Origin of the sequence: Ancylobacter mangrovi (assembly GCF_024752335.1) — a bacterium.
In the GTDB taxonomy this organism is placed as follows: Bacteria; Pseudomonadota; Alphaproteobacteria; order Rhizobiales; family Xanthobacteraceae; genus Ancylobacter; species Ancylobacter mangrovi.
The window spans coordinates 259,795-283,748 of record NZ_JANTHY010000007.1 but is presented as its reverse complement, the minus strand read 5'-3'; the positions used below and the strand labels follow the sequence as shown (position 1 = coordinate 283,748).

Annotated in this window: 16 protein-coding genes; 15 read left to right on the top strand and 1 reads right to left on the bottom strand. The window is 72.3% G+C overall.

From position 1 onward, the window contains the following. Positions 1-14 precede the first annotated feature (14 nt). From cobN to NVS83_RS18440, 5 genes are read left to right on the top strand one after another with little or no spacing between them, the layout of a single operon-like run. Entirely contained in the window at positions 15-3,296 is a 3,282-nt protein-coding gene (gene cobN / locus NVS83_RS18460; RefSeq protein WP_258740616.1) for a cobaltochelatase subunit CobN, read from the top strand. Beyond that, positions 3,293-4,591: a precorrin-3B synthase gene (cobG, locus tag NVS83_RS18455; protein ID WP_258740615.1), complete on the top strand. Its 1,299-nt coding sequence runs from the start codon at positions 3,293-3,295 to the stop codon at positions 4,589-4,591. Before cobN ends, cobG begins: the two co-directional genes overlap by 4 nt. Beyond that, positions 4,592-5,227, top strand: coding sequence for a precorrin-8X methylmutase (locus NVS83_RS18450; protein ID WP_258740614.1), 636 nt, complete (start codon positions 4,592-4,594; stop codon positions 5,225-5,227). Then, complete coding sequence (locus tag NVS83_RS18445; RefSeq protein WP_258740613.1) at positions 5,224-5,961, top strand: precorrin-2 C(20)-methyltransferase; 738 nt, start codon at positions 5,224-5,226, stop codon at positions 5,959-5,961. Before NVS83_RS18450 ends, NVS83_RS18445 begins: the two co-directional genes overlap by 4 nt. Next, positions 5,958-6,716 (top strand): precorrin-3B C(17)-methyltransferase, encoded by a 759-nt coding sequence (locus NVS83_RS18440; RefSeq protein ID WP_258740612.1) that lies wholly within the window; start codon positions 5,958-5,960, stop codon positions 6,714-6,716. The genes NVS83_RS18445 and NVS83_RS18440 overlap by 4 nt, the downstream gene beginning before the upstream one ends. Before the next feature lie 26 nt (positions 6,717-6,742). Here the strand turns inward: NVS83_RS18440 and NVS83_RS18435 are convergent, their stop codons facing one another. Continuing rightward, on the bottom strand, positions 6,743-7,549 hold the full coding sequence (locus NVS83_RS18435) for a cobalt-precorrin-6A reductase (RefSeq protein ID WP_258740611.1): 807 nt from the start codon (positions 7,547-7,549) through the stop codon (positions 6,743-6,745). Here NVS83_RS18435 and cbiE point away from each other — a divergent pair. The 10 genes from cbiE to glgX all read left to right on the top strand — a co-directional run bounded on the left by cbiE (position 7,548) and on the right by glgX (position 23,787). Beyond that, a complete protein-coding gene (gene cbiE / locus NVS83_RS18430; protein WP_258740610.1) occupies positions 7,548-8,867 on the top strand; it encodes a precorrin-6y C5,15-methyltransferase (decarboxylating) subunit CbiE in 1,320 nt (439 codons plus the stop codon). The two genes, NVS83_RS18435 and cbiE, sit on opposite strands and share 2 nt — an antisense overlap. Beyond that, positions 8,864-9,262, top strand: coding sequence for a cobalamin biosynthesis protein (locus tag NVS83_RS18425; RefSeq protein WP_258733527.1), 399 nt, complete (start codon positions 8,864-8,866; stop codon positions 9,260-9,262). The genes cbiE and NVS83_RS18425 overlap by 4 nt, the downstream gene beginning before the upstream one ends. Beyond that, the gene (cobM, locus tag NVS83_RS18420; protein ID WP_258740609.1) at positions 9,259-10,017 is read left to right on the top strand and encodes a precorrin-4 C(11)-methyltransferase; all 759 of its coding nucleotides are present in this window, start codon (positions 9,259-9,261) and stop codon (positions 10,015-10,017) included. The genes NVS83_RS18425 and cobM overlap by 4 nt, the downstream gene beginning before the upstream one ends. A 79-nt stretch (positions 10,018-10,096) precedes the next feature. Next, the gene (locus NVS83_RS18415) at positions 10,097-11,407 is read left to right on the top strand and encodes a cobyrinic acid a,c-diamide synthase CobB (RefSeq protein ID WP_258740608.1); all 1,311 of its coding nucleotides are present in this window, start codon (positions 10,097-10,099) and stop codon (positions 11,405-11,407) included. 42 nt (positions 11,408-11,449) lie between these two features. Beyond that, positions 11,450-11,827 carry a DUF423 domain-containing protein gene (locus NVS83_RS18410; RefSeq protein WP_258733524.1) on the top strand — a complete coding sequence of 126 codons (378 nt, stop codon included), beginning with the start codon at positions 11,450-11,452 and terminating at the stop codon, positions 11,825-11,827. A gap of 88 nt (positions 11,828-11,915) precedes the next feature. Beyond that, entirely contained in the window at positions 11,916-14,414 is a 2,499-nt protein-coding gene (locus NVS83_RS18405; protein ID WP_258733523.1) for a glycogen/starch/alpha-glucan phosphorylase, read from the top strand. Between the two features lie 187 nt (positions 14,415-14,601). Continuing rightward, positions 14,602-16,845, top strand: a complete 2,244-nt coding sequence (gene glgB, locus NVS83_RS18400; RefSeq protein ID WP_258740607.1) for a 1,4-alpha-glucan branching protein GlgB — start codon at positions 14,602-14,604, stop codon at positions 16,843-16,845. Between the two features lie 7 nt (positions 16,846-16,852). Then, positions 16,853-18,121, top strand: coding sequence for a glucose-1-phosphate adenylyltransferase (glgC, locus tag NVS83_RS18395; RefSeq protein WP_258733521.1), 1,269 nt, complete (start codon positions 16,853-16,855; stop codon positions 18,119-18,121). A 63-nt stretch (positions 18,122-18,184) separates the two neighbouring features. Further along, positions 18,185-19,642 carry a glycogen synthase GlgA gene (glgA, locus tag NVS83_RS18390; RefSeq protein WP_258740606.1) on the top strand — a complete coding sequence of 486 codons (1,458 nt, stop codon included), beginning with the start codon at positions 18,185-18,187 and terminating at the stop codon, positions 19,640-19,642. After that, positions 19,639-23,787 carry a glycogen debranching protein GlgX gene (glgX, locus tag NVS83_RS18385; RefSeq protein WP_258740605.1) on the top strand — a complete coding sequence of 1,383 codons (4,149 nt, stop codon included), beginning with the start codon at positions 19,639-19,641 and terminating at the stop codon, positions 23,785-23,787. Before glgA ends, glgX begins: the two co-directional genes overlap by 4 nt. Positions 23,788-23,954 lie beyond the last annotated feature (167 nt).

The window sequence follows — 23,954 nt, the reverse complement described above, 5'->3', positions numbered from 1 at the left end:
CCGGGAGCCGAGCGATGCACATCCTCACCACCACCTCGACCAGCCTCGACGATCTTGTCGAGCCGGTCGACCTCGGCCAGACGCCGGGGGAGGTGGTGGTGCTGTCCTTCACCGACAGCGATCTCGGCGCGCTGGCGCGGGCGCAGGAGGCTGCTCTTGCGGCGGGCGATCGCCTGCCCAGCCTGCGGCTCGCCAGCCTGCGCGACCTGCGCCATCCGATGTCAGTCGATCTGTGGATCGACAAGGTGGCCGTGCATGCGCGCGTGATCGTGGTCCGCCTGCTGGGCGGGCTCGACTGGTGGCGCTACGGGGTGGAGCGGCTGGCGAGCGAGGCGCGCACGCGCGGCATCGCGCTCGCCGTGCTGCCGGGCGAGGACCGCGACGATCCGCGCCTCGCCGGGGCCTCGACCCTGCCAGCCGAGGATCTCGCCGCGCTGCTTTCCTATTTCCGTGCCGGCGGGCCGGATAATATGCGCGCCCTGCTGCGCCGGCTCGGCCGGCATGCCGGGGATGATCCCGCAGGGCACGATATGCCCCCCGTGCCGGTGCCGATGGCCGGCACGTATGAATGGGGCGGGGAGGCCGGGCAGGGGCCGGCCGTTCCCGTGATCTTCTACCGCTCCATGTGGCTCGCCGGCGATACCGTGCCGGTCGACGCGCTTTGCGCCGCGCTCGCCGCGCGCAGGCTGGCACCGAAGCCGCTCTTCGTCGCCAGCCTGCGCGAGCCGGCCTCGGCGGCCTTTCTGGCGTCGGCGCTGGCGGGGATGGAGCCCGCCGTCATCGTGACGCTCACCGCCTTCGCCGCCGCCGATCCTGGGGAGACGAGCGTGCTCGACGCGCCGGGCGTGCCGGTGCTGCAGGCGGTGGTCGCGACCACGCGGCGCGAGGCGTGGGCGGAGGGCGCGCGCGGGCTCACCGCCTCCGACCTCGCCATGCATGTCGTGCTGCCGGAGATCGACGGCCGGGTGCTGGCCGGGGCGCTTTCCTTCAAGGCGTCGGAAGAGGCCGGTGCCGTGCCGGGCTTCACCGCGCTGGCGAACCGGGCCGAGCCGGATCGCGTCGGGCAGGTGGCGGCGCGGGTGGCGGCGCTGGTGCGGTTGCAGGGGCTGGCGCCCGCGGCGCGGCGGGTGGCGGCGCTGATGCCGGACTATGCCGGCGTGCCGGGCCGGACCGGCTGGGCGGTCGGGCTCGACGTGCCTGCGAGCATCCTCGCGCTGCTGGAGGACTGCCGCGCGGCCGGCTACGCGGTCGAGGACCCGACGCCGGACGAGCGCGCGCTACTGGAATTGCTGAACAGGGGCGAAGCCTCCCTGTCGCTCGCCGAGTATCGCCGGCTGACGGCCGCGCTCCCGGCCGAGGCGATGGCCGCCATCGAGGCCGCCTGGCGCGCCCCGGAGGATGATCCGGGGCTGGTCGACGGCGCCTTCCGCTTCCGCGCCCGCGCCTTCGGCAACCTCATCGTCGCCATCGCGCCCGACCGCGGCTCGCAAGAGGAGCGGCGCGCGCAGTATCACGACCCGGCGCTGCCGCCGCGCCACGCGCTGCTCGCCTTCGGGCTGTGGCTGCAGCGCGAGGCGGACGCGCTGGTGCATATGGGCGCGCACGGCACGCTGGAATGGCTGCCGGGCAAGCATGTCGCGCTCACCGCCGGCTGCTTCCCCGAGCTGGTGCTGGGCGCGCTGCCGGTGGTCTACCCCTTCATCGTTTCCAATCCCGGCGAGGCGGCGCAGGCCAAGCGGCGCATCGCCGCGCTCACGCTCGGCCATCTGCCGCCGCCGACGCTGGAAGCGGGGCTGGCGGGCGAGGCGCGCGAGCTGGAGCGGCTGGTCGATGAATATGCCGAGGCCGACGGGCTCGACCCGCGCCGGCGCCAGCGGCTTGCGCGGCTGATCGTCGAGGAGGCCGGCCGCACCGGCTTCGCCCGCGATGCCGGGCTGACGACGGAGTTGGCGCCGGACGAGGCGCTGAAGCAGATCGATGCGTTCCTGTGCGATATCAAGGAGATGCGGCTCAAGGACGGGTTCCACGTCTATGGCCGGGGAGCGTGCGGGGAGGCCGAGCGCGCGGGGCTGATGGCGGCGCTCGACGGGCGGCGGGTCGCGGCCGGGCCGGCCGGCGCGCCGGGGCGCGGGCGCACCGACGTGATGCCGACCGGGCGCAACCTCTACGCCACCGACCCGCGCGCCCTGCCCACGCCCACCGCGATGGATCTCGGCACGCTCGCCGCCGAGGAGGTGCTGCGCGCCTATGCGCAGGCCCATGGCGACTGGCCGCGCGCGCTGGTGCTGGACCTGTGGGGCAGCGCGAGCCTGCGCACCGGGGGCGAGGAGATCGCGCAGGGGCTGGCGCTGATCGGCGCGCGCCCGACATGGGACCCGGCGACCGGGCGCGTGACCGGCATCGAGGTGCTGCCGACGGCTGTGCTGGGGCGCCCACGGGTCGACGTGACGTTCCGCATTTCCGGCCTGTTCCGCGACCTGTTCCCGGCGCAGATCGCGCTGCTCGACGCCGCGCTGCAGGCGGTGGCGCGGCGCGAGGAGACGGGCGACGAGAATCCGCTGAAGGCGGCTATCAAGGCGGCGGCGAGAAGCGGCGACGACGCGGCGGCGGTGCGCATCTTCGGCACCGCGCCGGGTGCCTATGGCGCCGGCCTCGCCCGCGGCGAGGTCGACCGGGCGGCGCTCGGCGAGACCTATCTCGCCAGCGCCTCGCATGCCTATGGCGGGGCGGAGGGTACGGCGCGGCTCGCCGGCGACGCCTTCGAGGCGCGGGTGGCGGAGGCGGACCTGCTCGTGCACGGCGCCGACGATCCCGGCCGCGACCTGCTCGAGGGCGATGCCGACCTCGCCTTCATCGGCGGCTTCGCGGCGGCGGCGGAAAGGCTCGGCCGCCTGCCCGACCTCGTGGTGCTCGACACCGCCGATCCCGCGCGGCCGAAGGCGCGCCCGCTCGCCGAGGCCATCGCGCGGATCGTGCGCGGACGGGCGAGCCCGCGCTACATCGACGGGCTGCTGCGCCACGGCCCGCGCGGGGCGTCGGAGATCGCCGAGACGGTCGACCGGCTGGTCGGCTTCGCCGAGGCGACGCGGGCAGTGCCGGGCCATCTGATCGACCTTCTGCACGAGGCCTATGTGGTCGACGAGCGGGTGCGCGGCTTCCTGATCGAGGCCTCGCCCGAGGCGGCACGCTTTGTCGCCGGGCGCTTCGACCGGGCACGGGAAAAGGGCCTCTGGCATCCGCGCCGCAACGATGTCGGCGCCGGCCTCGCCGCCCTCGTCGGGGAGGCGGCCGAATGAGCGTAGCGCCCGCCAGAGCGATGGAAATGAGCGCCGAGACGACGGCGATGCGGCGCGGCGCCTGCCCGAGCCTGCCCGAGCCGATGCCGACCGGCGACGGCTTGCTGGCGCGGCTGCAGCCGGCCGTGCCGCTGACGTCGGACCAGCTCGCCGGGCTGGCGCGGCTGGCGCGCGAATGCGGCAACGGAATCGTCGAGGTGACCGCGCGCGGCAAGCTGCAACTGCGCGGGCTGACGGCCGAAAGCGCGGCGCGCCTGCCGGCCGGGGTCGATGCGCTCGGCATCGTGCCGGTCGGCGGCTTTCCGGTGGAGACCGGCGCGCTGGCCGGGCTCGACCCGGCCGAAGCGTTCGATCCGCGCCCGCTCGCGCAGGCGATTTCTGAAGGCGCAGCCAGGCTGGTGCCGCGCCTCGCGCCCAAGGTTTCGGTGGTGGTCGATGGCGGCGGGACGCTCCATCCCGGCGCGCTGAAGGCCGACATCGCGCTCACCGCCGGCGGCAGCGGCCGCGTCCTCGTCCGTCTCGCCGGCCTCACTGCCGGCGAGGTGGCGCTGGAGCGGGCGGCGGAGGTGACGGTCGGTCTTCTCGCGCGGCTCGCCGGGCACGGCGCGACCGCACGGATGGACCGGATGGTGCGGCAGGAGGGCATGGCGTGCCTGCGCGCGGAATTCGGCCTCGACGCCGTGCCGGAGCCGCACCGCGCGCCGGCCGAGCCGGTCGGGCTGCACGCGCTCAACGACGGGAGCTTCGCGTGCGGGATCGCGCCGCCCTTCGGGCAGGCGACGGCCGGGGCGCTGGAGCGGCTCGCTGACGCCGTGCGCAAGGCGGGCGCGCGCCATGTCGAGCCGGCGGCCGGACGGGCACTGCTCGCCGTCGGGCTGGCGCGCGCGGCGGCGGAGCTTCTGGCGCGCGAAGCCGCGGCGCTTGGCTTCATCGTCGATCCCTCCGATCCTTTGCGCCGGGTCGCGGCCTGTCCCGGTGCGCCGGCCTGCGCCTCCGCCCGCATCGAGACGCGCGCGCTCGCCACCGCGCTCGCGCCGCTGCTCGCGGCCGGCGGCATGGGCGGCGGAGTGGGCGGCGAACTGCATGTCTCGGGCTGCGCCAAGGGCTGCGCGCATCCCGCCCCGGCAGCACTCACCATCGTGGGGCTGGACGCGGGGGCCGGGATCGTGGTCGAAGGCACGCCGCGCGAGGCTCCTGCGCGGATCGTGCCGGTCGCCCGGCTCGGCGCGGAGCTGCGCGAGCTGCTGGCGCGGGACGTCATGGAAGATGAATTCTTGAAGAAGGACCCGGCCTGAGTGTCGAACCCGTTCGATTATGTGCGCGACGGCAATGCGATCTACGAGCGCTCCTTCGCCATCATCCGGGAGGAGGCCGATCTCGGCCGCTTCTCGCCCGAGGAGGCCGACGTCGCGGTGCGGATGATCCATGCCTGCGGGCTGGTGGAAGCCGCCTTCGCCATCGATTTCGCGCCCGGTCTGGTCCGGGCCGGCCGCGCCGCGCTTGAGGCCGGCGCGCCGATCCTGTGCGATGCCGAAATGGTGGCGCACGGCGTCACCCGGGCGCGGCTGCCGGCGGGCAACGAAGTGGTGTGCACGCTGCGCGACCCCGCCGTGCCGGAGCTGGCTTCGAGGCTCGGCACCACCCGCTCGGCCGCGGCGATGGAGCTGTGGCGCGAGAGGATGGAGGGGGCGGTGGTCGCCATCGGCAATGCGCCGACCGCGCTCTACCGGCTGCTGGAGATGCTGGACGCGGGCGCGCCGAAGCCGGCGGCGATCCTCGGCATCCCCGTAGGCTTCGTCGGCGCGGCCGAATCCAAGGACGCGCTGGCGGCGGCCGACCATGGCGTGCCGTGGCTGGTGGTGCGCGGGCGGCTCGGCGGCAGCGCCATGACGGCGGCGGCCGTGAACGCGCTGGCGAGGCCGGGCATATGAGCACGCAGGGAGCAGGACGGCTGATCGGGGTCGGCGTCGGGCCGGGCGACCCGGAACTGATGACGCTGAAGGCGGCGCGCGCGCTCGGCGAGGCGCAGGTGATCGCCTATTTCGCCAAGCGGGGCCGGGCGAGCCATTCGCGGGCCATCGCCTGCGCGCATTTCCGCGAGGGGGCGATCGAACTGCCGCTCGACTACCCGGTGACGACCGAGTCGCCGAAGGACGAGGCGCCTTATCGCGAGGCGATCGCTGCCTTCTACGAGGAGGCCGCGCGCACGGTGGCGGGCCATCTCGACGCCGGGCGCACGGTGGCGGTGCTCTCCGAGGGCGACCCGATGTTCTACGGCTCCTACATGCACCTGCATGTGCGGCTCGCCGGGCGCTACCCGACCGAGATCGTCGCCGGAGTCACCGGCATGTCCGGCTGCTGGTCGCAGCTCGGCGCGCCGATTGCGCAGGGCGACGACGTGCTCAGCGTGCTGCCGGGCACGCTCTCCGAGGCCGAGCTGGCGCGCCGGCTCGGCGAGGCGGACGCGGCGGTGATCATGAAGGTCGGGCGCAACCTGCCGAAGATCCGCCGCGCGCTGGCGGCCTCCGGCCGGCTCGGGCGGGCGGTCTATGTCGAGCGCGGCACCATGAATGGCGGGCACTGCGTCCCGCTCGCCGCGCGGGACGAGAGCCCGGCGCCCTATTTCGCCATCGTGCTGGTACCCGGCTGGGAGGCGCGCGGATGAGCGGCAAGCTCTACGTGGTCGGCCTCGGGCCGGGCGAGGCGCGCTTCCTGACGCCGGAGGCGGGCGCGGCGCTGGAGGCGGCCGAGGCGCTCTACGGCTACGTGCCTTATCTCGCCCGCGTGCCCGAGCGCGCCGGCCAGCAGCGCTTCGCCTCCGACAATCGCGAGGAGCTGGCGCGCGCGGGGGCGGCGCTCGCCCATGCCGCGGGCGGGGCGCGGGTGGCGATGGTCTCGGGCGGCGATCCCGGCGTGTTCGCCATGGCGGCGGCGGTGATCGAGGCGATCGAGGCAGGGCCGGCGGAATGGCGTGCGCTCGAGGTCGAGATCGTGCCCGGCATCACCGCCATGCTGGCGGTGGCGGCGCGGACCGGCGCGCCGCTCGGCCACGATTTCTGCGCCATCTCGCTGTCGGACAACCTCAAGCCGTTCGAAGTGGTGGAAAGGCGCCTGCGGCTCGCCGCGCAGGCGGGGTTCGCGATGGCGTTCTACAACCCGGTTTCGAAGGCGCGGCCGTGGCAGCTCGATCGGGCGTTCGAGGTGCTGCGCGAGGAACTGCCCGGCGGCGTGCCGGTGATCTTCGGGCGTGCGGTGGGGCGTGCCGACGAGCGCCTGCGGGTGCTGGCGCTGACCCATGCGCGCGGCCACATGGCCGACATGGCGACCTGCATCATCGTCGGCTCGGTCGAGACGCGCCTCGTGGAGCGGCCGGGCCTGCCCTCGCTGGTCTACACGCCGCGTTCGGCGGGGCCGCGATGAGGCCGGCGCGCGCGGCTTGTGCCGCGTCAGTCGGGCGCGGAGCGGGGAAATCGCTCCGCCAGCCAGTCCAGCACGGCATCGATGGTCGCCACCGTCTCGACCTGCGGGCGCGACGGGCGCGCGACCATCACCACCTCGACGCGGAGCGCGCGGGCGGCGGCGATCTTGCCATAGGTGGCCGCGCCGCCGCTGTTCTTGGACAGCAGCGCGTCGATGTGATGGGCGGCGAACAGGGCGCGCTCGTCCTCCAGCGCGAACGGGCCGCGCGCCTCGATATAGACCACGCGGGGCAGGGCGAGCGGCGGGTCGACGGGGTCGATGCTGCGCACCAGATAATGGTGCTGCGGCGCGGCTTCGAGCGCGCGCACCTCGTTGCGGCCGAGCGTGACGAGCACGTTGCGCGGTGCCGTGCCGAGGGCGGCGACGGCGCCCGGAATGTCGGGGGCGTCGGTCCAGATGTCGCCCGGCTGCCGCTCCCAGGGCGGGCGCAGCAAAGCGAGCATCGGCACGCCGGCGATCCCCGCGGCCTTGACCGCGTTGCGCGATATGGCGGCGGCGAAGGGATGGGTGGCGTCGACCACGACGTCGATGCGCTCGGCCGCGAGATGGGCGGCGAGCCCTTCCACCCCGCCGAAGCCGCCGGAGCGGACCGGCGCGGCGAGGGCGAGCGGGTTGCGCGTGCGCCCGGCAAGGGACACGCTGATCTCGAATCCTCCGGCTCCCGCCGCCTCCAGCGCGGCGAGGCGGGCGGCGAGCTCGCGCGCCTCGCTCGTGCCGCCGAGAATCAGAAGGCGCGGCGGGCGCATGTCCCGTCCGTGGGAAGATGAGGTCATGACGAGTTTCCTGACCGACGCCGACGCCGGTAGCAACGCAGAAGTCTTCGCGCCCGGGGCGCGAGGCGACGATGCGCAGGAGCGGGGCTGGTTGTCCATCGTCGGCATCGGCGAGGACGGCCTTGCCGGCCTGTCGCCGGCCGCGCGGGCGGCCATCGAGCGGGCCGAGATCGTGTTCGGCGGCGCGCGCCACCTCGCGCTTGCGGGTGCGGCGCTGACGGGGCGCGCGCAGGCCTGGCCGAGCCCGTTCGAGCACGGCGTCGAGATGGTGCTGGCGGCGCGCGGGCGCCGGGTCTGCGTGCTCGCCTCGGGCGACCCGTTCCTCTACGGGGTCGGCGCGGTGCTGGCGCGCCACGTGCCCGCCGACGAGATGCGGGCCATTCCGGCGCCGTCCTCCTTCAGCCTCGCGGCGGCACGGCTCGGCTGGCCGCTGCCGGACACCGCCTGCCTGACCGTGCATGGGCGCGCGCTCGATCTCATTCGCGCGCATCTGCATCCCGGGCGTCGGCTGCTGGCACTGACCTCGGACGGCGAGGGACCTCAGACCCTCGCGCGGCTCATGAGCAAACTCGGCTTCGGGCAATCGCGGATCCATGTGCTGGAGGCGCTGGGTGGCCCGCGCGAGCGGGTGCGCACGGCGCTGGCGGCGACGTTCGACCTCGACGGGATTGACACGCTCAACCTCGTCGGCATCGAGGTGGTGGCCGGGGAGGGCGCGCGCATCATCGCCCTGACGCCCGGCCTGCCGGACGAGTTCTACGAGCATGACGGCCAGCTCACCAAGCGCGAGATCCGCGCGATGACGCTCGGCGCGCTGGCGCCGCGCCGGGGCGAGACGCTGTGGGACATCGGCGCGGGGGCGGGTTCGATCGGCATCGAATGGATGCTGGCCGATCCGTCGCTGAAGGCGATCGCGATCGAGGAAGTGCCCGCGCGCGCGGTGCGGGCCCGGCGCAACGCTTCGGCCATGGGCGTGCCCGGGCTCAAGGTGATCGAGGGCCGGGCGCCGCAGGCGCTTGGCGGACTCGCCCCGCCGGACGCGATCTTCATCGGCGGCGGTGCGGGCGATGCGGGGGTCGTCGAGGCCGCTCTGGCGGCGCTGAAGCCCGGCGGGCGGCTGGTGGTCAATGCGGTGACGCTGGAGACCGAGGCGCGGCTGATCGCGTTGCATGCCGTGTGGGGCGGGGAGCTGGTGCGGCTCTCCATCGCCCGCGCCGCGCCGGTGGGCGGGCTGACCGGGTGGCGCCCGGCGATGCCGGTGACGCAGTGGAGTTGGACCCGGCCGGCCGGCGAGGCGGCGCGCGGAGAGGCGCGATGATCGTCGCCGGGGTCGGCAGCCGGCGCGGTGTGAGCGCGGAGGAGGTCTGCGCCGCCGTGCGCGGGGCGATGGAGCGCCACGAGGTGAAGCTGTGCGACATCTCGCTGATGGCGACGCCCGCGGTGAAGGGCGGCGAGGCCGGCATCATCAAGGCCGCGCTCGACCTCGGCCTGCTGCTGGTGATGGTGCCGCAGGCGCAGCTCGAGGCGGCGGGCAAGCGGGTCATGACCCATTCCGAGCGGGTGGTGGCGCTGATGGGCGTGCCCTCGGTGGCGGAGGCCTCGGCGCTGGCGGTGGCGGGACGGCGCTCCAGCCTGGTCGGTCCGCGCTTCGTGCTGGGGCCTGTGACCTGCGCGCTGGCGCGGGAGGCGGAGAAAGGGACGGGAACGCCGTGACAGTGCATTTCATCGGCGCCGGTCCGGGCGCGGCGGACCTGATGACGCTGCGCGGGCGCGACCTCGTCGCGCGCTGTCCGGTGTGCCTCTATGCCGGCTCCATCGTGCCGCCCGAGGTGCTCGGCTGGTGCCCGCCGGGGGCGCGGATCGTCGACACCGCCCCGATGTCGCTCGACGAGATCGAGGCCGAATATGTGGCGGCGCAGGCGGCCGGGCAGGACGTGGCGCGGCTGCATTCGGGCGACCTGTCGATCTATTCGGCGGTGGCCGAGCAGATCCGGCGGCTGGAGCGGCACGGCATCGCCTATACGCTGACCCCCGGCGTGCCCGCCTTCGCGGCGGCGAGCGCGGTGCTGGGGCGCGAGCTCACCGTGCCGGGGCTGGCGCAGAGCCTCGTCATCACCCGCGTCTCCGGCCGCGCCTCCGCCATGCCGGAGCGCGAGACGCTGGCCGCCTTCGGGGCGACCGGGGCGAGCCTCGCCGTGCATCTCGCCATCCACGCGCTCAACCGGGTGGTCGGGGAGCTGGCGCCGCACTACGGCGCCGACTGCCCGGTGGCGGTGGTGGTGGAGGCGACGCGCCCGAGCGAGCGGGTAATCCGTGGCACGCTCGGCGACATCGCCGCCAAGGTCGCGGCCGAGCCGGTGGAGCGCACGGCGCTGATCATGGTCGGGCGGGCGCTGGCGGCGGAGGAATTCCGCGAGAGCGCGCTCTACGACGCGGCGTATCAGCGCCGCTTCCGGGGGCGGGGATGAACGCCCGCCGCACGATTCTTCCTCCCGCCCCGGTGCTTCCGGGGAGGAGTGGGCGCCCGACGCCGGGGCGTACCCTTTCATGAGTGCGCGCGGGTTCATCATCGGTGCGCCGCGCTCGGGCTCGGGCAAGACCACGGTGACCCTCGGCACGGTGTCGGCGCTGGTGCGGCGCGGGATGCGGGTGCGGGCGGTGAAGTCCGGCCCCGACTATATCGACCCCGCCTTCCACGCCGCCGCCACCGGGGCGCCGGGGCTCAACCTCGACAGCTTCGCCATGCCGCCGGCGCTGATCGACGCGCTGGCGGGGGAGGCCGCGCGCGAGGCCGAGCTGGTCGTGATCGAGGCTTCGATGGGGCTGTTCGACGGCGTGATGGGTACGCCCGGGCGCACCGGTGCGGCGGCGGACCTCGCCGCCCGGCTCGGCCTTCCGGTGGTGCTGGTGGTCGACGTCTCCGGCCAGTCGCAATCGGCCGCCGCCGTGGTACGGGGCTTCGCCACCTACGACCCGCAGGTGCGCGTCGCCGGGGTCATCCTCAACAAGGTGGCGAGCGAGCGTCACCGGCTGCAGGCGAGCGAGGCGATCGCGGCGCTCGGCATCCCGGTGCTGGGCGCTTTGCCGCGTGAAGGGGCGCTGAGCCTGCCCGAGCGCCATCTCGGCCTCGTGCAGGCGGGCGAGCATCCCGCGCTCGATGCGCATTTCGCCGCGCTGGCGGAGCGGGCCGAGGCGCATATCGACCTCGACGCGCTGGTGGCACTGGCGCAGCCGGTGCCGCTGCCCCCGGCGGCGGTGGTGCCGCTCGATCCGCCCGGCCAGCGGATCGCGCTGGCGCGGGACGTGGCGTTCTCCTTCGCGTATGAACATCTGGTCGCCGGCTGGCGGCGGGCGGGGGCGGAAATCGTGCCGTTCTCGCCGCTTGCCGACGAGGCGCCGGACGAGGCCTGCGACGCGCTGTGGCTGCCCGGCGGCTATCCCGAGCTCCATGCCGGCCGGCTCGGCGCGGCGCGGCGGTTCCGCGACGGGGTGCGGCTTTTCGCGCGCACGCGCCCGGTTCATGGCGAGTGCGGCGGGTTCATGGTGCTCGGGGAATCGCTCGAGGACGCGGACGGCGCGACGCACGAGATGCTGGGCCTGCTCGGCCACGCCACCAGCTTCGCGCGGCGCAAGCTCAATCTCGGCTACCGGCGGGTGGAGACGCTGGCGGCCTCGCCGATCGGCCCGGCGGGGGCGCGTCTGCGCGGCCACGAATTCCATTATGCGGTCGTCACACGAAGCGGCGACGATGCGCCGCTGGTCGCGCTGGCGGACGGACAGGGTAAGGAAATGGGCACGGCGGGAAGCCGCCGGGGAACCGTTTCAGGGACCTTCTTCCACGTGATCGCCCGGGAATGATCCGGTCCTCCGGGCCGGGCGCGTGCCGAACTGGAGTGAGCGATGAACATGCTGCGCCGCCTCGTCGTCCTGCTGGCCGGGCTCATGGGAGCCGCCGGGGTCGCCGCCGCCGCGGCCGGGGCGCACATGAACCCCGATCCCAACCTGACCACCGCCGCCTATTTCCTGATGCTCGGGGCGGCCGGGGCGCTCGGTGCGGCGGCGTTCGCCGGCACGCACGGGCCGGGATGGTCGTTTGCCGATATCGGCGGCATCGTGATCGCGCTCGGGGCCGGCCTGTTCGGCAGCACGCTGGGGCTGCGCGCGCTCTGGGAGATCGTTCTTTTTCCTATGTCCGCCCCGATCGGGGGTACTATGCTGATCGCGGGATGGCTCGTGGTGGCACTGGCGGCGTTCGAACGGGGAACCCGCGCCGGCTAGTTGGCCAAAAGGTTGCATGAAATGCGAGGAGGCCTCCTGCCGCCGGTCCGTCCGGCAGCGGGAAGCCGCAAGGGAGCACAAGCTGCACATGTCAGTCGAGGTCGAGGAAAAGATGCTGGACAAGCCGGAGACTGCCCCGCCGATGGCGAGCGCGGGCGATGACGTCGCGAAGTTCCGTGCTGCGGTCATTTCCAAGCTGACCTACGCGGTGGGCAAGAATCCCGCAGCGGCGAGCGACCGCGACTGGTTCCTCGCCACCGCCTTCGCCACCCGCGACCGCATCGTCGACCGCTGGATCACCTCCACCCGCCAGACCTATTCGGAAGGGCGCAAGCGGGTCTACTACCTCTCGCTGGAGTTCCTGATCGGGCGGCTGCTGTTCGACGCGCTGACCAATATCGAGATGCTGGAGACCGCGCGCTCGGCGCTGGGCGACCTCGGCGTCGACATCGACCGGCTGCGCCAGGTGGAGCCGGACGCGGCGCTGGGCAATGGCGGCCTCGGGCGCCTCGCCGCCTGCTTCATGGACAGCATGGCGACGCTCTCCATTGCCGCCTATGGCTACGGCATCCGCTACGAGAACGGCCTGTTCCGGCAGATGATCAAGAATGGCTGGCAGCAGGAATATCCCGAGGACTGGCTGTCCTTCGGCAATCCGTGGGAGTTCGAGCGCCCCGAGGTGTTCTACGACGTCGGCTTCGGCGGCTCGGTGGAGACGGTGGCGGTCGGCGGCGACCGCAAGAAGCAGATCTGGCATCCCGGCGAGACGGTCGAGGCGGTCGCCTACGACACGCCGATCGTCGGCTGGCGCGGCAACCATGTGAACACGCTGCGCCTGTGGTCGGCCCGCGCCGCCGACCCGATCCGCCTCGACGCCTTCAACCAGGGCGACCATGTCGGCGCGCTGGTGAACCAGGTGAAGGCGGAGTCGATCTCCAAGGTGCTCTATCCCTCCGACGCCACGCCGGCGGGTCAGGAACTGCGCCTGCGGCAGGAATATTTCTTCACCGCCGCCTCGCTGCGCGACCTGACGCGCCGCCACGTCGACAGCTTCGGCGACGTGCGCTCGCTGCCCGACAAGGTGTCGATCCAGCTCAACGACACCCATCCCGCCATCGCCGTCGCCGAGCTGATGCGGGTGCTGGTCGACGAGCACGACATCGGCTGGGACGAGGCGTTCGACATCACCACGCGGACCATCTCCTACACCAACCACACGCTGCTGCCGGAGGCGCTGGAGACCTGGCCGGTGCCGCTGATGGAGCGGCTGCTGCCGCGCCACATGCAGATCATCTACCTGCTCAACGCCAAGCATCTGGAGAAGGTGCGCGCGCAGTTCCCCGGTGACGACGCGCTGCTGTCCTCGGTCTCGCTGATCCAGGAGGATCACGGCCGGCGGGTGCGCATGGGCAACCTCGCCTTCCTCGGCTCGCACTCGATCAACGGCGTCGCGGCGCTGCACAGCGAGCTTATGAAGACTACCGTGTTCAAGGACTTCTACCGCCTGTTCCCGGAGCGGATGAACAACAAGACCAACGGCATCACCTTCCGCCGCTGGCTCTACCAGACCAATCCGGGCCTGACGAACCTGCTGGTCGACGTGTGCGGGCCCGGGGTGCTGGACGACGCCTCGCAGCTCAAGAAGCTGGAGGCACTCGCCGCCGACAGCTCGCTGCACGAGCGGCTGATGGCGGTGCGCCGGCAGAACAAGGTGGCGCTGGCGCGGCTGATCCGCGACCGGCTGGACATCAAGGTCAATCCGGGCGCGCTGTTCGACGTGCAGATCAAGCGCATCCACGAATACAAGCGACAGCTCCTGAACGTGCTGGAGACCATCGCGCTCTATGACGCGATGCGCGCCAACCCGGCCAAGAACTGGGCGCCGCGGGTGAAGATCTTCTCCGGCAAGGCGGCGGCGAGCTATCACATGGCCAAGCTGATCATCAAGCTGGCCAATGACGTCGCCAGGGTGGTGAACGACGACCCGACCGTGCGCGACCTGCTGAAGGTGGTGTTCCTGCCGAACTACAACGTCTCGCTCGCCGAGACGATCATCCCGGCGGCGGACCTGTCCGAGCAGATCTCCACCGCCGGCATGGAAGCCTCCGGCACCGGCAACATGAAGATGGCGCTCAACGGCGCGCTGACCGTCGGCACGCTCGACGGCGCGAATGTCGAGATCAAGGAGCATGTCGGCGACGACAACATCTTCATCTTCGGCCTGACCGCCGAGCAGGTCGAGGCGCGCCGCGCCAACGGCATCGACGAGTACGGCGCGATCCAGGCCTCCGAGCATCTGGGCGAGGTGCTGGACGCGGTCGGCTCGGGCGTGTTCTCGCCGGACGAGCCGGACCGCTACAAGGCGCTGGTCGACGCGCTGCGCCACCACGATTACTTCCTGGTGACGCCGGACTTCGACTCCTACTGGAACACCCAGCGCGACATCGACGCCGCCTGGCACGACAAGGCGCGCTGGTGGACCTCCAGCGCCATCAACACCGCGAATATGGGCTGGTTCTCCTCGGACCGGACCATCTCCGAATATGCGCGCGACATCTGGCACGTGCCGGTGCGCACGGTGCGCTGAGGCGCGCGCGACCTCATGCGGCGGACCCTCGGCGCACGGCCGGGCCCGCCGCCCCGCAACAAGCGGGCCGGCCCCCTGCGACAAGGATGAGTGATCGCGTCTGGTGGACTTTGTCTCGACGGTAAAGGAACCTTCATCTCGATCGGGTCTTGATGGTCTGAAGCCGAGTCGGGAGAGGTTGACGGATATGGTGGCGTGGCAGGCGCCGGACCGTGAGGTCGAGGCACTCGTGGGTGGCCGCCACGCCGACCCGTTCGCCCTTCTCGGACCTCATGAGACAAAATCGGGACTGGTGATCCGGGCCTTCGTGCCGGACGCCGCGACGCTGCAGGCGGTCGAGGCGGACGGCAAGGTCGTCGCGGAACTCACCTGCCGCCATCCCGCCGGCTTCTTCGAGGGGCTGGTGAAGGGCCGCCCGGCCTGGGCGCGCTACCGGCTGCGGGCGCGCAACGACGGCGGCACGTGGGAGCTCGACGACCCCTATTCCTTCGGCCCGGCGCTCGGCCCGCTCGACGACCATCTGCTGGTCGAGGGCACGCACCGCCAGCTCTACGAGCGGCTCGGCGCGCATATCTGCAAGCATGAGGACGTCGAGGGCACGCGCTTCGCGGTGTGGGCGCCGAACGCTGCCCGCGTCTCGGTGGTGGGCGACTTCAACCGCTGGGACGGGCGCACCCACCAGATGCGCAAGCGCGTCGACAGCGGGCTGTGGGAGATCTTCGCCCCGGGCGTCGGCGAGGGCACGATCTACAAATACGAGATCATCTCCGGCGACGGTCGGCTCTTGCCGCTGAAGGCGGACCCGTTCGGCTTCAAGGGCGAGCTGCGCCCCGCCACCGGCTCGGTGGTGGCGCGGGTCGACAATTTCGAATGGCACGACGAGGCCCATATCGCCGCCCGCGCGCAGGGCGCGGCGCGCGAGAAGCCGATGGCGATCTACGAGGTCCATCTCGGCTCGTGGCGGCGCGGGGAGGGCAATCGCTGGCTCACCTATGACGAGCTCGCCGACGACCTCGTGGGCTATGCCGCCTGGATGGGCTTCACCCATATCGAGCTTCTGCCGGTCTCCGAGCACCCGCTCGACGCCTCCTGGGGCTACCAGCCGATCGGCCTGTTCGCGCCCACCAGCCGCTTCGGCGACCCGGCCGGCTTCGCGCGCTTCGTCGACAAGGCGCATCAGGCGGGGCTGTCGGTGATCCTCGACTGGGTGCCGGCGCATTTCCCGACCGACATCCACGGCCTCGCCCATTTCGACGGCACCCCGCTCTACGAGCATGCCGACCCGCGGCGCGGCTTCCACCCGGACTGGAACACGGCGATCTACGATTTCGGCCGGCGCGAAGTCGCCAACATGCTGATCGCCAACGCGCTGTACTGGCTCGACCGGTTCCATGTCGACGGGCTGCGCGTCGATGCGGTGGCCTCGATGCTCTACCTCAACTATTCGCGCCGCGAGGGCGAATGGTCGCCGAACCCGGACGGTTCCAACGACAACAAGGACGCGGTCGGCTTTCTCCAGCGTGCGAACGAGACCATCTATGCCGAGCATCCCGGTACGGTGATCGTGGCCGAGGAATCCACCTCATGGGCCGGCGTGTCGGCGCCGGTCTATGCCGGCGGGCTCGGCTTCGGCTTCAAGTGGAACATGGGCTGGATGCACGACACGCTCGACTACATGAAGCTCGACCCGGTGTACCGGACCTGGCACCACGACAAGCTGACCTTCGGGCTGGTCTACGCCTTCTCGGAGAACTTCGTGCTGCCGCTGTCCCATGACGAGGTGGTGCACGGCAAGGGCACGGTGCTGACCCGCATGCCCGGCGACGACTGGCAGCGCTTCGCCACGGTGCGCGCCTATTACGCGCTGATGTGGGCCTATCCGGGCAAGAAGCTGCTGTTCATGGGCCAGGAATTCGCCCAGCGCGACGAATGGAGCGAGGAGCGCTCGCTCGACTGGCACCTGCTCGGCATGGGCCCGCACCATCAGGGCGTGCAGAAGCTGGTGCGCGAGCTGAACCTCGTCTACCGCGCCGAGATCGCGCTGCACGCCCATGACTGTGCGCCCGAGGGCTTCCGCTGGATCGTGGTGGACGACGCGGAGCAATCGGTGTTCGCCTGGGCGCGCTTCGGGCGCGAGGGCGACCCGCCGGTGGTGATGGTGGCGAACTTCACGCCGGTGCCGCGCCCGTTCTACCGTATCGGCCTGCCGCGGGCGGGCTTCTGGCGCGAGATCCTGAACACCGACGCGGGCGACTATGGTGGCTCGGGCGTCGGCAATCTCGGCGGCGTCGTCGCCGTCGAGCAGGGCGCCCACGGCATGCCCGCGAGCGCCGAGATCGTGCTTCCGCCGCTGGCGACGCTCTATTTCAGGTGGGAGCCGCCTGCGGCCCCCGCCCAGGCGGCCAACATTCCGAAGAGCAAAGGGGAGTAGACGCTACATGGCACCACGGTTGTCCCACAACGCTCCTCTCGCCCGCACGGCCATGGCCTACGTGCTCGCCGGAGGACGAGGCAGCCGCCTGATGGAACTGACGGACCGGCGCGCCAAGCCGGCGGTCTATTTTGGCGGCAAGTCGCGCATCATCGATTTCACGCTGTCGAATGCGCTCAATTCGGGCATTCGCCGCATCGGCGTCGCCACCCAGTACCAGGCGCACAGCCTGATCCGGCACATGCAGCGTGGCTGGAACTTCTTCCGCCACGAGCGCAACGAGAGCTTCGACGTGCTGCCGGCGAGCCAGCGCGTCTCCGAGAGCATGTGGTATCTGGGGACGGCGGACGCCGTGTTCCAGAACCTCGACATCATCGAGGCCTACGGCACCCAGCACATCATCATCCTGGCCGGCGACCACGTCTACAAGCAGGACTACGAGTTCATGCTGCAGCAGCATGTCGACCAGGGGGCCGACGTGACGGTGGGCTGCCTCGAGGTGCCGCTCGACGAGGCGACCGCGTTCGGCGTGATGCATGTCGACGAGAACGACAACATCCTCTCCTTCCTGGAGAAGCCGAAGCAGCCGCCCTCCATGCCGGGCCGGCCGGACAAGGCACTGGCCTCGATGGGCATCTACGTGTTCGAGACCGCATTCCTGATCGAGCAGCTGCGCCGCGACGCGGCCGACCCGCACTCGACCCATGATTTCGGCAAGGACATCATCCCCTACATCGTCAAGCACGGCAAAGCCTGCGCGCACCACTTCTCGCGCTCCTGCGTGCGCTCGGACATGGAGACCGCGCCCTACTGGCGCGACGTCGGCACGGTCGACGCCTATTGGGAGGCCAATATCGACCTCACCGGCGTGGTGCCGGAGCTGGATCTCTACGACCGCGACTGGCCGATCTGGACCTATGCCGAGATCACGCCGCCGGCCAAGTTCGTGCATGACGACGAGGGCCGGCGCGGGCAGGCGATCTCCTCGCTGGTGTCGGGCGGGTGCATCATCTCCGGCTCGTCGCTGCGCCGCGCGCTGCTGTTCACCGGCGTGCGGGTGAACTCCTACGGCTCGATCGAGAACGGGGTGATCCTGCCCTATGTCGAGGTCGGCCGCTCGGCCCGGCTGAAGAACGTGGTGATCGATTCCCATGTGCGCATTCCCGAGGGCCTCGTCGTCGGCGAGGACCCGGAACTGGACGCCAAGCGCTTCCGGCGCACCGACAAGGGGATCTGCCTGATCACCCAGTCCATGATCGACCGGCTGGAGCTCTAGCCGGCCGGACGGGGCGACGCCCGGGTGCTATGGTAGCGGGGTTGGGGATACGGGGACGGCTGCGTGTCTGAGTTCAAGGTTCTTTCGGTCGTCTCCGAGGTCTATCCGCTGGTGAAGACGGGCGGGCTGGCCGATGTCGCCGGCGCGCTGCCGGCGGCGCTGGCGCGCCACGGCGTGGAGATGCACACGCTCATCCCCGGCTATCCCGCCGTGCTCGGCGCGATGGTCGAGGCGGAGCCAGTCTATCACTTCGACCATCTGTTCGGCGGCCCGGCGCGGCTGCTGGCGGCGAAGGCGGCCGGGCTCGACCTGTTCGTCATCGACGCGCCGCACCTGTTCGACCGCACGGGCGGCCCCTATGTCGACCAGACCGGCGCCGACTGGGGCGACAATGCCGAGCGCTTCGCCGCGCTCAGCGCGGTCGCCTCGGGCATCGGGCGCGGGCTGGTGCCCGGCTTCGTGCCGCAGGTGGTGCACGCCCATGACTGGCAGGCGGGGCTCGCGCCGGCCTATCTGCACTATTCCGGCGGGTGGCGGCCCGGGACGGTGATGACGATCCACAACATGGCGTTCCAGGGCAAGTTCCCCGGCGGGATCGCCGCCCATCTCGGCTTCCCGCCCGAGGCGTTCTCGATCCACGGCATCGAGTATTACGGCACGGTGGGCTATCTGAAGGCGGGGCTGAAGCTCGCCGACCGCATCACCACCGTCTCGCCCAGCTATGCCGGCGAGATCCTGCTGCCGGAAGGCGGTATGGGGCTGGAAGGGCTGCTGAACGACCGTGCCGACGTGCTCTCCGGCATCCTCAACGGGCTCGACACCGAGGCCTGGGACCCGACCGCCGACGAGCACCTGCCGGCGCGCTTCGATGCCCGGCGGCTGAAGGCGCGGGCGGCCAACAAGGCGGAACTGCAGCGCCGGCTCGGGCTCGACGAGGACCCGGGCGCGCTGCTGTTCGGCGTGGTGAGCCGGCTGTCCTGGCAGAAGGGGCTCGACCTGCTGGCCGAGAATATCGGCACGCTGCTCGACATGGGCGCCCAGCTCGCGCTGCTGGGCTCGGGCGATGCCGAGCTGTCGGGCCGCTTCTCCGGCGCCTCGGAGGCTCATGCCGGGCGGATCGCCGCCTGGTTCGGCTATGACGAGGGGATGGCGCATCTGGTGCAGGCGGGCTCGGACGCGCTGATCGTGCCCTCGCGCTTCGAGCCCTGCGGGCTGACACAGCTCGCGGCGCTGCGCTACGGCGCGCTGCCGGTGGTGGCGCGTGTCGGCGGGCTCGCCGACACGGTGATCGACGCCAACGAGATGGCGTGCTCGATCGGCGTGGGGACGGGCGTTCAGTTCTCTCCCGTCACCGGGCCGGCGCTGAGGCAGGCGCTGCGCCGCACCCACGCGCTGTGGGGCAACCCGGCGCTGTGGGCGAAGCTGCAGCGCAACGCGATGGCGACCGACGTCTCGTGGGAGCGGGCGGCGGTGGAATATGACCGGCTCTACCGCACCCTCGCGGCGGAGCGCGGGGCTTGAGCGAGCACCGGCTCGAGCCCGGCTCGCCCGAGCCGCTGGGCGTCACGGCCGATGCGCGCGGCGTCAATGTCGCGGTGTTCTCGGCCCATGCCGAGCGGATCGAGTTCTGCCTGTTCGACGCGAAGGGCGAGCGTGAGGTCGCTCGCCTCGCGCTGTCCGCGCGCACCGGGGACGTGTTCCACGGCCATATCGGCGGCGTGCCGCCCGGCGCGCGCTACGGCCTGCGCGCCGCAGGCCCATGGGCGCCGCAGGAGGGCCACCGCTTCAACCCCTACAAGCTGCTGGTCGACCCCTATGCGAGCCGGCTCGACCGTCCGTTCGTGCTGGCGCCAGCACTGTTCGACACCCGCGCCCACGGCGCGCCGCGCGACGAGGTCGACAGCGCGGGGCTGGTGCCGAAGGCGATCGTCGCCCACCCGACCGCCGAGCCGCCCTCCCGCGCCGGCTCGTTCCCCTGGGACGACGAGGTGTTCTACGAGCTGCACGTGCGCGGCTTCACCAGGCAGCACCCGGCGATCCCGCTCGAGATGCGCGGCACCTTCGCCGCGCTCGCCCAGCCGCCGGCGCTGGAGCATCTGGTCAAGCTTGGCGTGACCACGGTCGAGCTGATGCCTTCCATGGCGTGGATCGACGAGCGCCACCTGCCGCCGCTCGGCCTGACCAATTACTGGGGCTACAACCCGGTGGTGTTCGGCGCGCCGGACCCGCGCCTCGCGCCGGGCGGCTTCACCGAGGTGCGCCGCGCCATCGAGGCGCTGCACGAGGCGGGCATAAGGGTGGTGCTGGACGTGGTGCTGAACCACACCGGCGAGAGCGACGTGTTCGGCCCCACCATCAGCCTGCGCGGGCTCGACAACGCGACCTATTACCGCCACGCCCGCGAGGATGCGGGGCGGCTGATCAACGACGCCGGCACGGGCAACACGCTGGCGCTGGAGCGCATGCCGGTGCTGCGGCTCGGCATGGACATGCTGCGGCGCTGGGCCGGGGCGGGGCTCGACGGCTTCCGCTTCGACCTCGCGGCGACGCTGGGGCGCCGGGCGGACGGGTTCGACCCCGAGGCGCCGTTCTTCGCCGCCCTCCAGCAGGACCCGCAACTGCGCGAGCTGGCGCTGATCGCCGAGCCCTGGGATATCGGGCCGGGGGGCTATCAGGTCGGGCAGTTCCCCGCCAACTGGGCGGAATGGAACGACAAGTTCCGCGACGCGGCGCGGCGCTTCTGGCGCGGCGACGGCGGGGCCGTGGGCGAGCTCGCCACCCGGCTCGCCGGCTCGGCCGACGTGTTCGCGGCGCGGCACCGGACGCTCTCGCGCGCGGTCAACTTCGTCACCGCCCATGACGGCTTCACCCTGGCCGATCTGGTCTCGTTCGAGCACAAGCACAACGAGGCGAACGGCGAGGGCAACCGCGACGGCACCGACGACAACCACAGCTGGAACCACGGCGTCGAGGGCTGGACAGACGATGCCGGGGTGACGGCGGCGCGCCATGGCGACATGCGGGCGCTGCTGGCGACGCTGATCACCGCGCGGGGCACGCCGATGCTGACCATGGGCGACGAATGCGCCCGCTCGCAGGCCGGCAACAACAACGCCTATGCGCAGGACAACGAGCTGACCTGGCTCGACTGGTCCAAGGTGGACGAGGAGCTTGCCGCCTTCACCGCGCGCCTGATCGCGCTGCGGCGGGCGCACCCCGCGCTGCGCGGCGAGGCGCCGCTCACCGGGCGGCCGGTGGATGCGAGCGGGATCGCCGATGTCGAGTGGCGAGCGCCCGAGGGCGGGCCGGTGCCGTGGGAGGATGGCGGCAACCGGACGCTTGTGGCGGTGTTCTACGTGCCCGCTTCCGGCGACGCGCCGGCGGACCGGGTGGCGGTGGCGCTCAACGCATCCGGCGAGGCGCGCGAGCTCACCCTGCCGGCGCCCCGCGAGGGACTGGGCTGGCACATCGCCGCCGACACGGCCCGTCCGGCGGGCGCGGGGACGGGCGATCCGCTGGCGCCGCGCTCGGTGCAGGTGCTGGTCGAGCAATCGGTGCCCGGTACGCCGGGACGCGGATCGGACCCCGCGCTGCTGGAGAAACTCTCCTCGGCCGCCGGCATCGCCCCGGAATGGTGGGACGTGAACGGCACGCGCCACGGCGTCAGCGACGACACCAAGCGCTCCCTGCTCGCCGCGCTGCGCCTGCCCGCGCAGGGGGCGGGCGAGGTGCGCGACAGCCTCGCCAAGCTTTCCGACCAGCATTTCGCCCATGGCGTTCCCTTCGCCCGGGTGCTGCGGGTGGGCGAGCCGCGCACGCTGCGGCTCGGCGGGGTAGCGGCGAGCGCGCCGCGCCGGCTCGACCTCGGCCTCAAGCTCGAGGACGGCAGCGAGATGGAGCTCGCCATCCGCCCCGACGAGGGCGAGCGGCGCACGCTGGAGCGGCCGGACGGGCGGCTGGCGCAGGTGAACACGGTGACGCTGCCCGAGCTGCCGGTAGGCCGGCACACGCTGACGCTGGGCGGCGAGACCTGCCTCCTCACCGTGGCGCCGCGCGCCTGCTACCTGCCGCCGGCGCTGGAGCAGGGCGGGCGGCGCTTCGGCGTCGCCGCGCATCTCTACACGCTGCGGCGCGAGACAGGCGACCAGGGCATCGGCGACTTCACCGCGCTGGCTGACCTCGGCGCGCGGGTGGCGCAGGCGGGCGGGGCGGTGCTCGGCCTCAACCCGCTGCACGCGCTGTTCCTCGCCGACCGCGAGCGGGCGAGCCCCTATTCGCCGTCCGACCGGCGCTTCCTCGACCCGATCTATATCGACGTTGCCGCGCTGGGCGGCGATGCGGCGCCGTTCGCGCCGCTGGCGGCGCTGGGCTCGGTCGACTATGCGCGCGTCTGGGCGGGCAAGGAGGCGGCGCTGCGCGCGGCCTTCGCCGGCTTCGAGGCGGCGCCCGATCCCGATTTCGACCGCTTCGTCGCCGAGGGCGGGACGACGCTGAGGCGCTTCGCGACCTTCGAGGTGATCTCGGGGATGCATCCGGGCACCAACTGGCGCGACTGGCCGGACGGGCTCGCCGCCTCCGCCGATCCGGCGGTGGAGGCCTTCGCCTGGGCCAATGAGCGCGAGGTACGCTTCGTGCTGTGGCTCCAATGGGTCGCCGACCGCCAGTTCGCCGCCGCCGCCGCGAAGGCGCGCGAGGCGGGGCTGGAGCTCGGCTTCTACCGGGACCTTGCCGTCGGCACGGCGATGGACGGGGCGGAGGCGTGGTCGGAGGCCGGCATGCTGATGCAGGGCGTGACCATCGGCGCGCCGCCCGACCCGCTGGGGCCGGAGGGGCAGAACTGGAACCTGCCGCCCTTCGACCCGCTGGCGCTGCAGCGCGACGGCTATCGCAGCTTCGCGCGGCTGGTGGAGACGAACATGCGCCATGCCGGGGCGCTCCGTATCGACCATGTGATGGGCCTGCGCCGCCTGTTCCTGATGCCGCGCGGCGAGGGGGCGGCGGAGGGGGCCTATGTCGCCATGCCGTTCGAGGACATGGCGGGGCAGGTGGCGCTGGAGAGCGAGCGGGCGAAGTGCCTCGTGGTCGGCGAGGACCTCGGCACCGTGCCGGCGGGCATGCGCGAGCAGCTCGGCGGGGAGCGCATGCTTTCCTACCGGGTGCTGTGGTTCGAGCGGCGCGACGGTACCTTCGCGCCGCCGGAGGACTACCCGCAGGCGGCGGCGGCCTGCGTCTCCACCCACGACCTGCCGACGCTGGCGGGCTGGTGGGTCGGCGCAGACATAGACGAGCGCCATTCGCTGGGGCTGGAGACCGATGCCACGCGCGTGGCCGCGCTCGCCGAGCGGGCGGCGGAGAAGGCGCGGCTCGGCGCGGCGCTGCTGCAGGAGGGGCTGATCACGGCGGTGCCGGCGCCGGACGCGGCGCTCGACGACGGCTTCGTGGCGGCGGTGCACGCTTTCATCGCCCGCACCGGCTCGATGCTCGCCCTGGCTCAGCTCGACGATCTCGCCGGCGAACTGGCCGCGGTCAACCTGCCCGGCACCGACCGGGAGCGGCCGAACTGGCGCCGTCGCATGGCGCAGACCGCGGGGGCGATCTTCGAGGGCGCCCGCGCGCGCGGCACGCTCGACGCGATGGCGCATGAGCGCGGCCCGGGCGAGGGCTAGGCGCGCTCCGGCAGGATCGCGCCGCGCTCGCCCTGCCTTCGCGGCGCAGCAAGACGTGGATTATCCACCGCTTTTTCCTACCGCACTGCGCATGGTTATTTTTTCGTTGTCGAGGCGCGCAAGCTCGACCAAAGTCTGCTAATCGCGAACCAGTGTCGCGTTGCGCC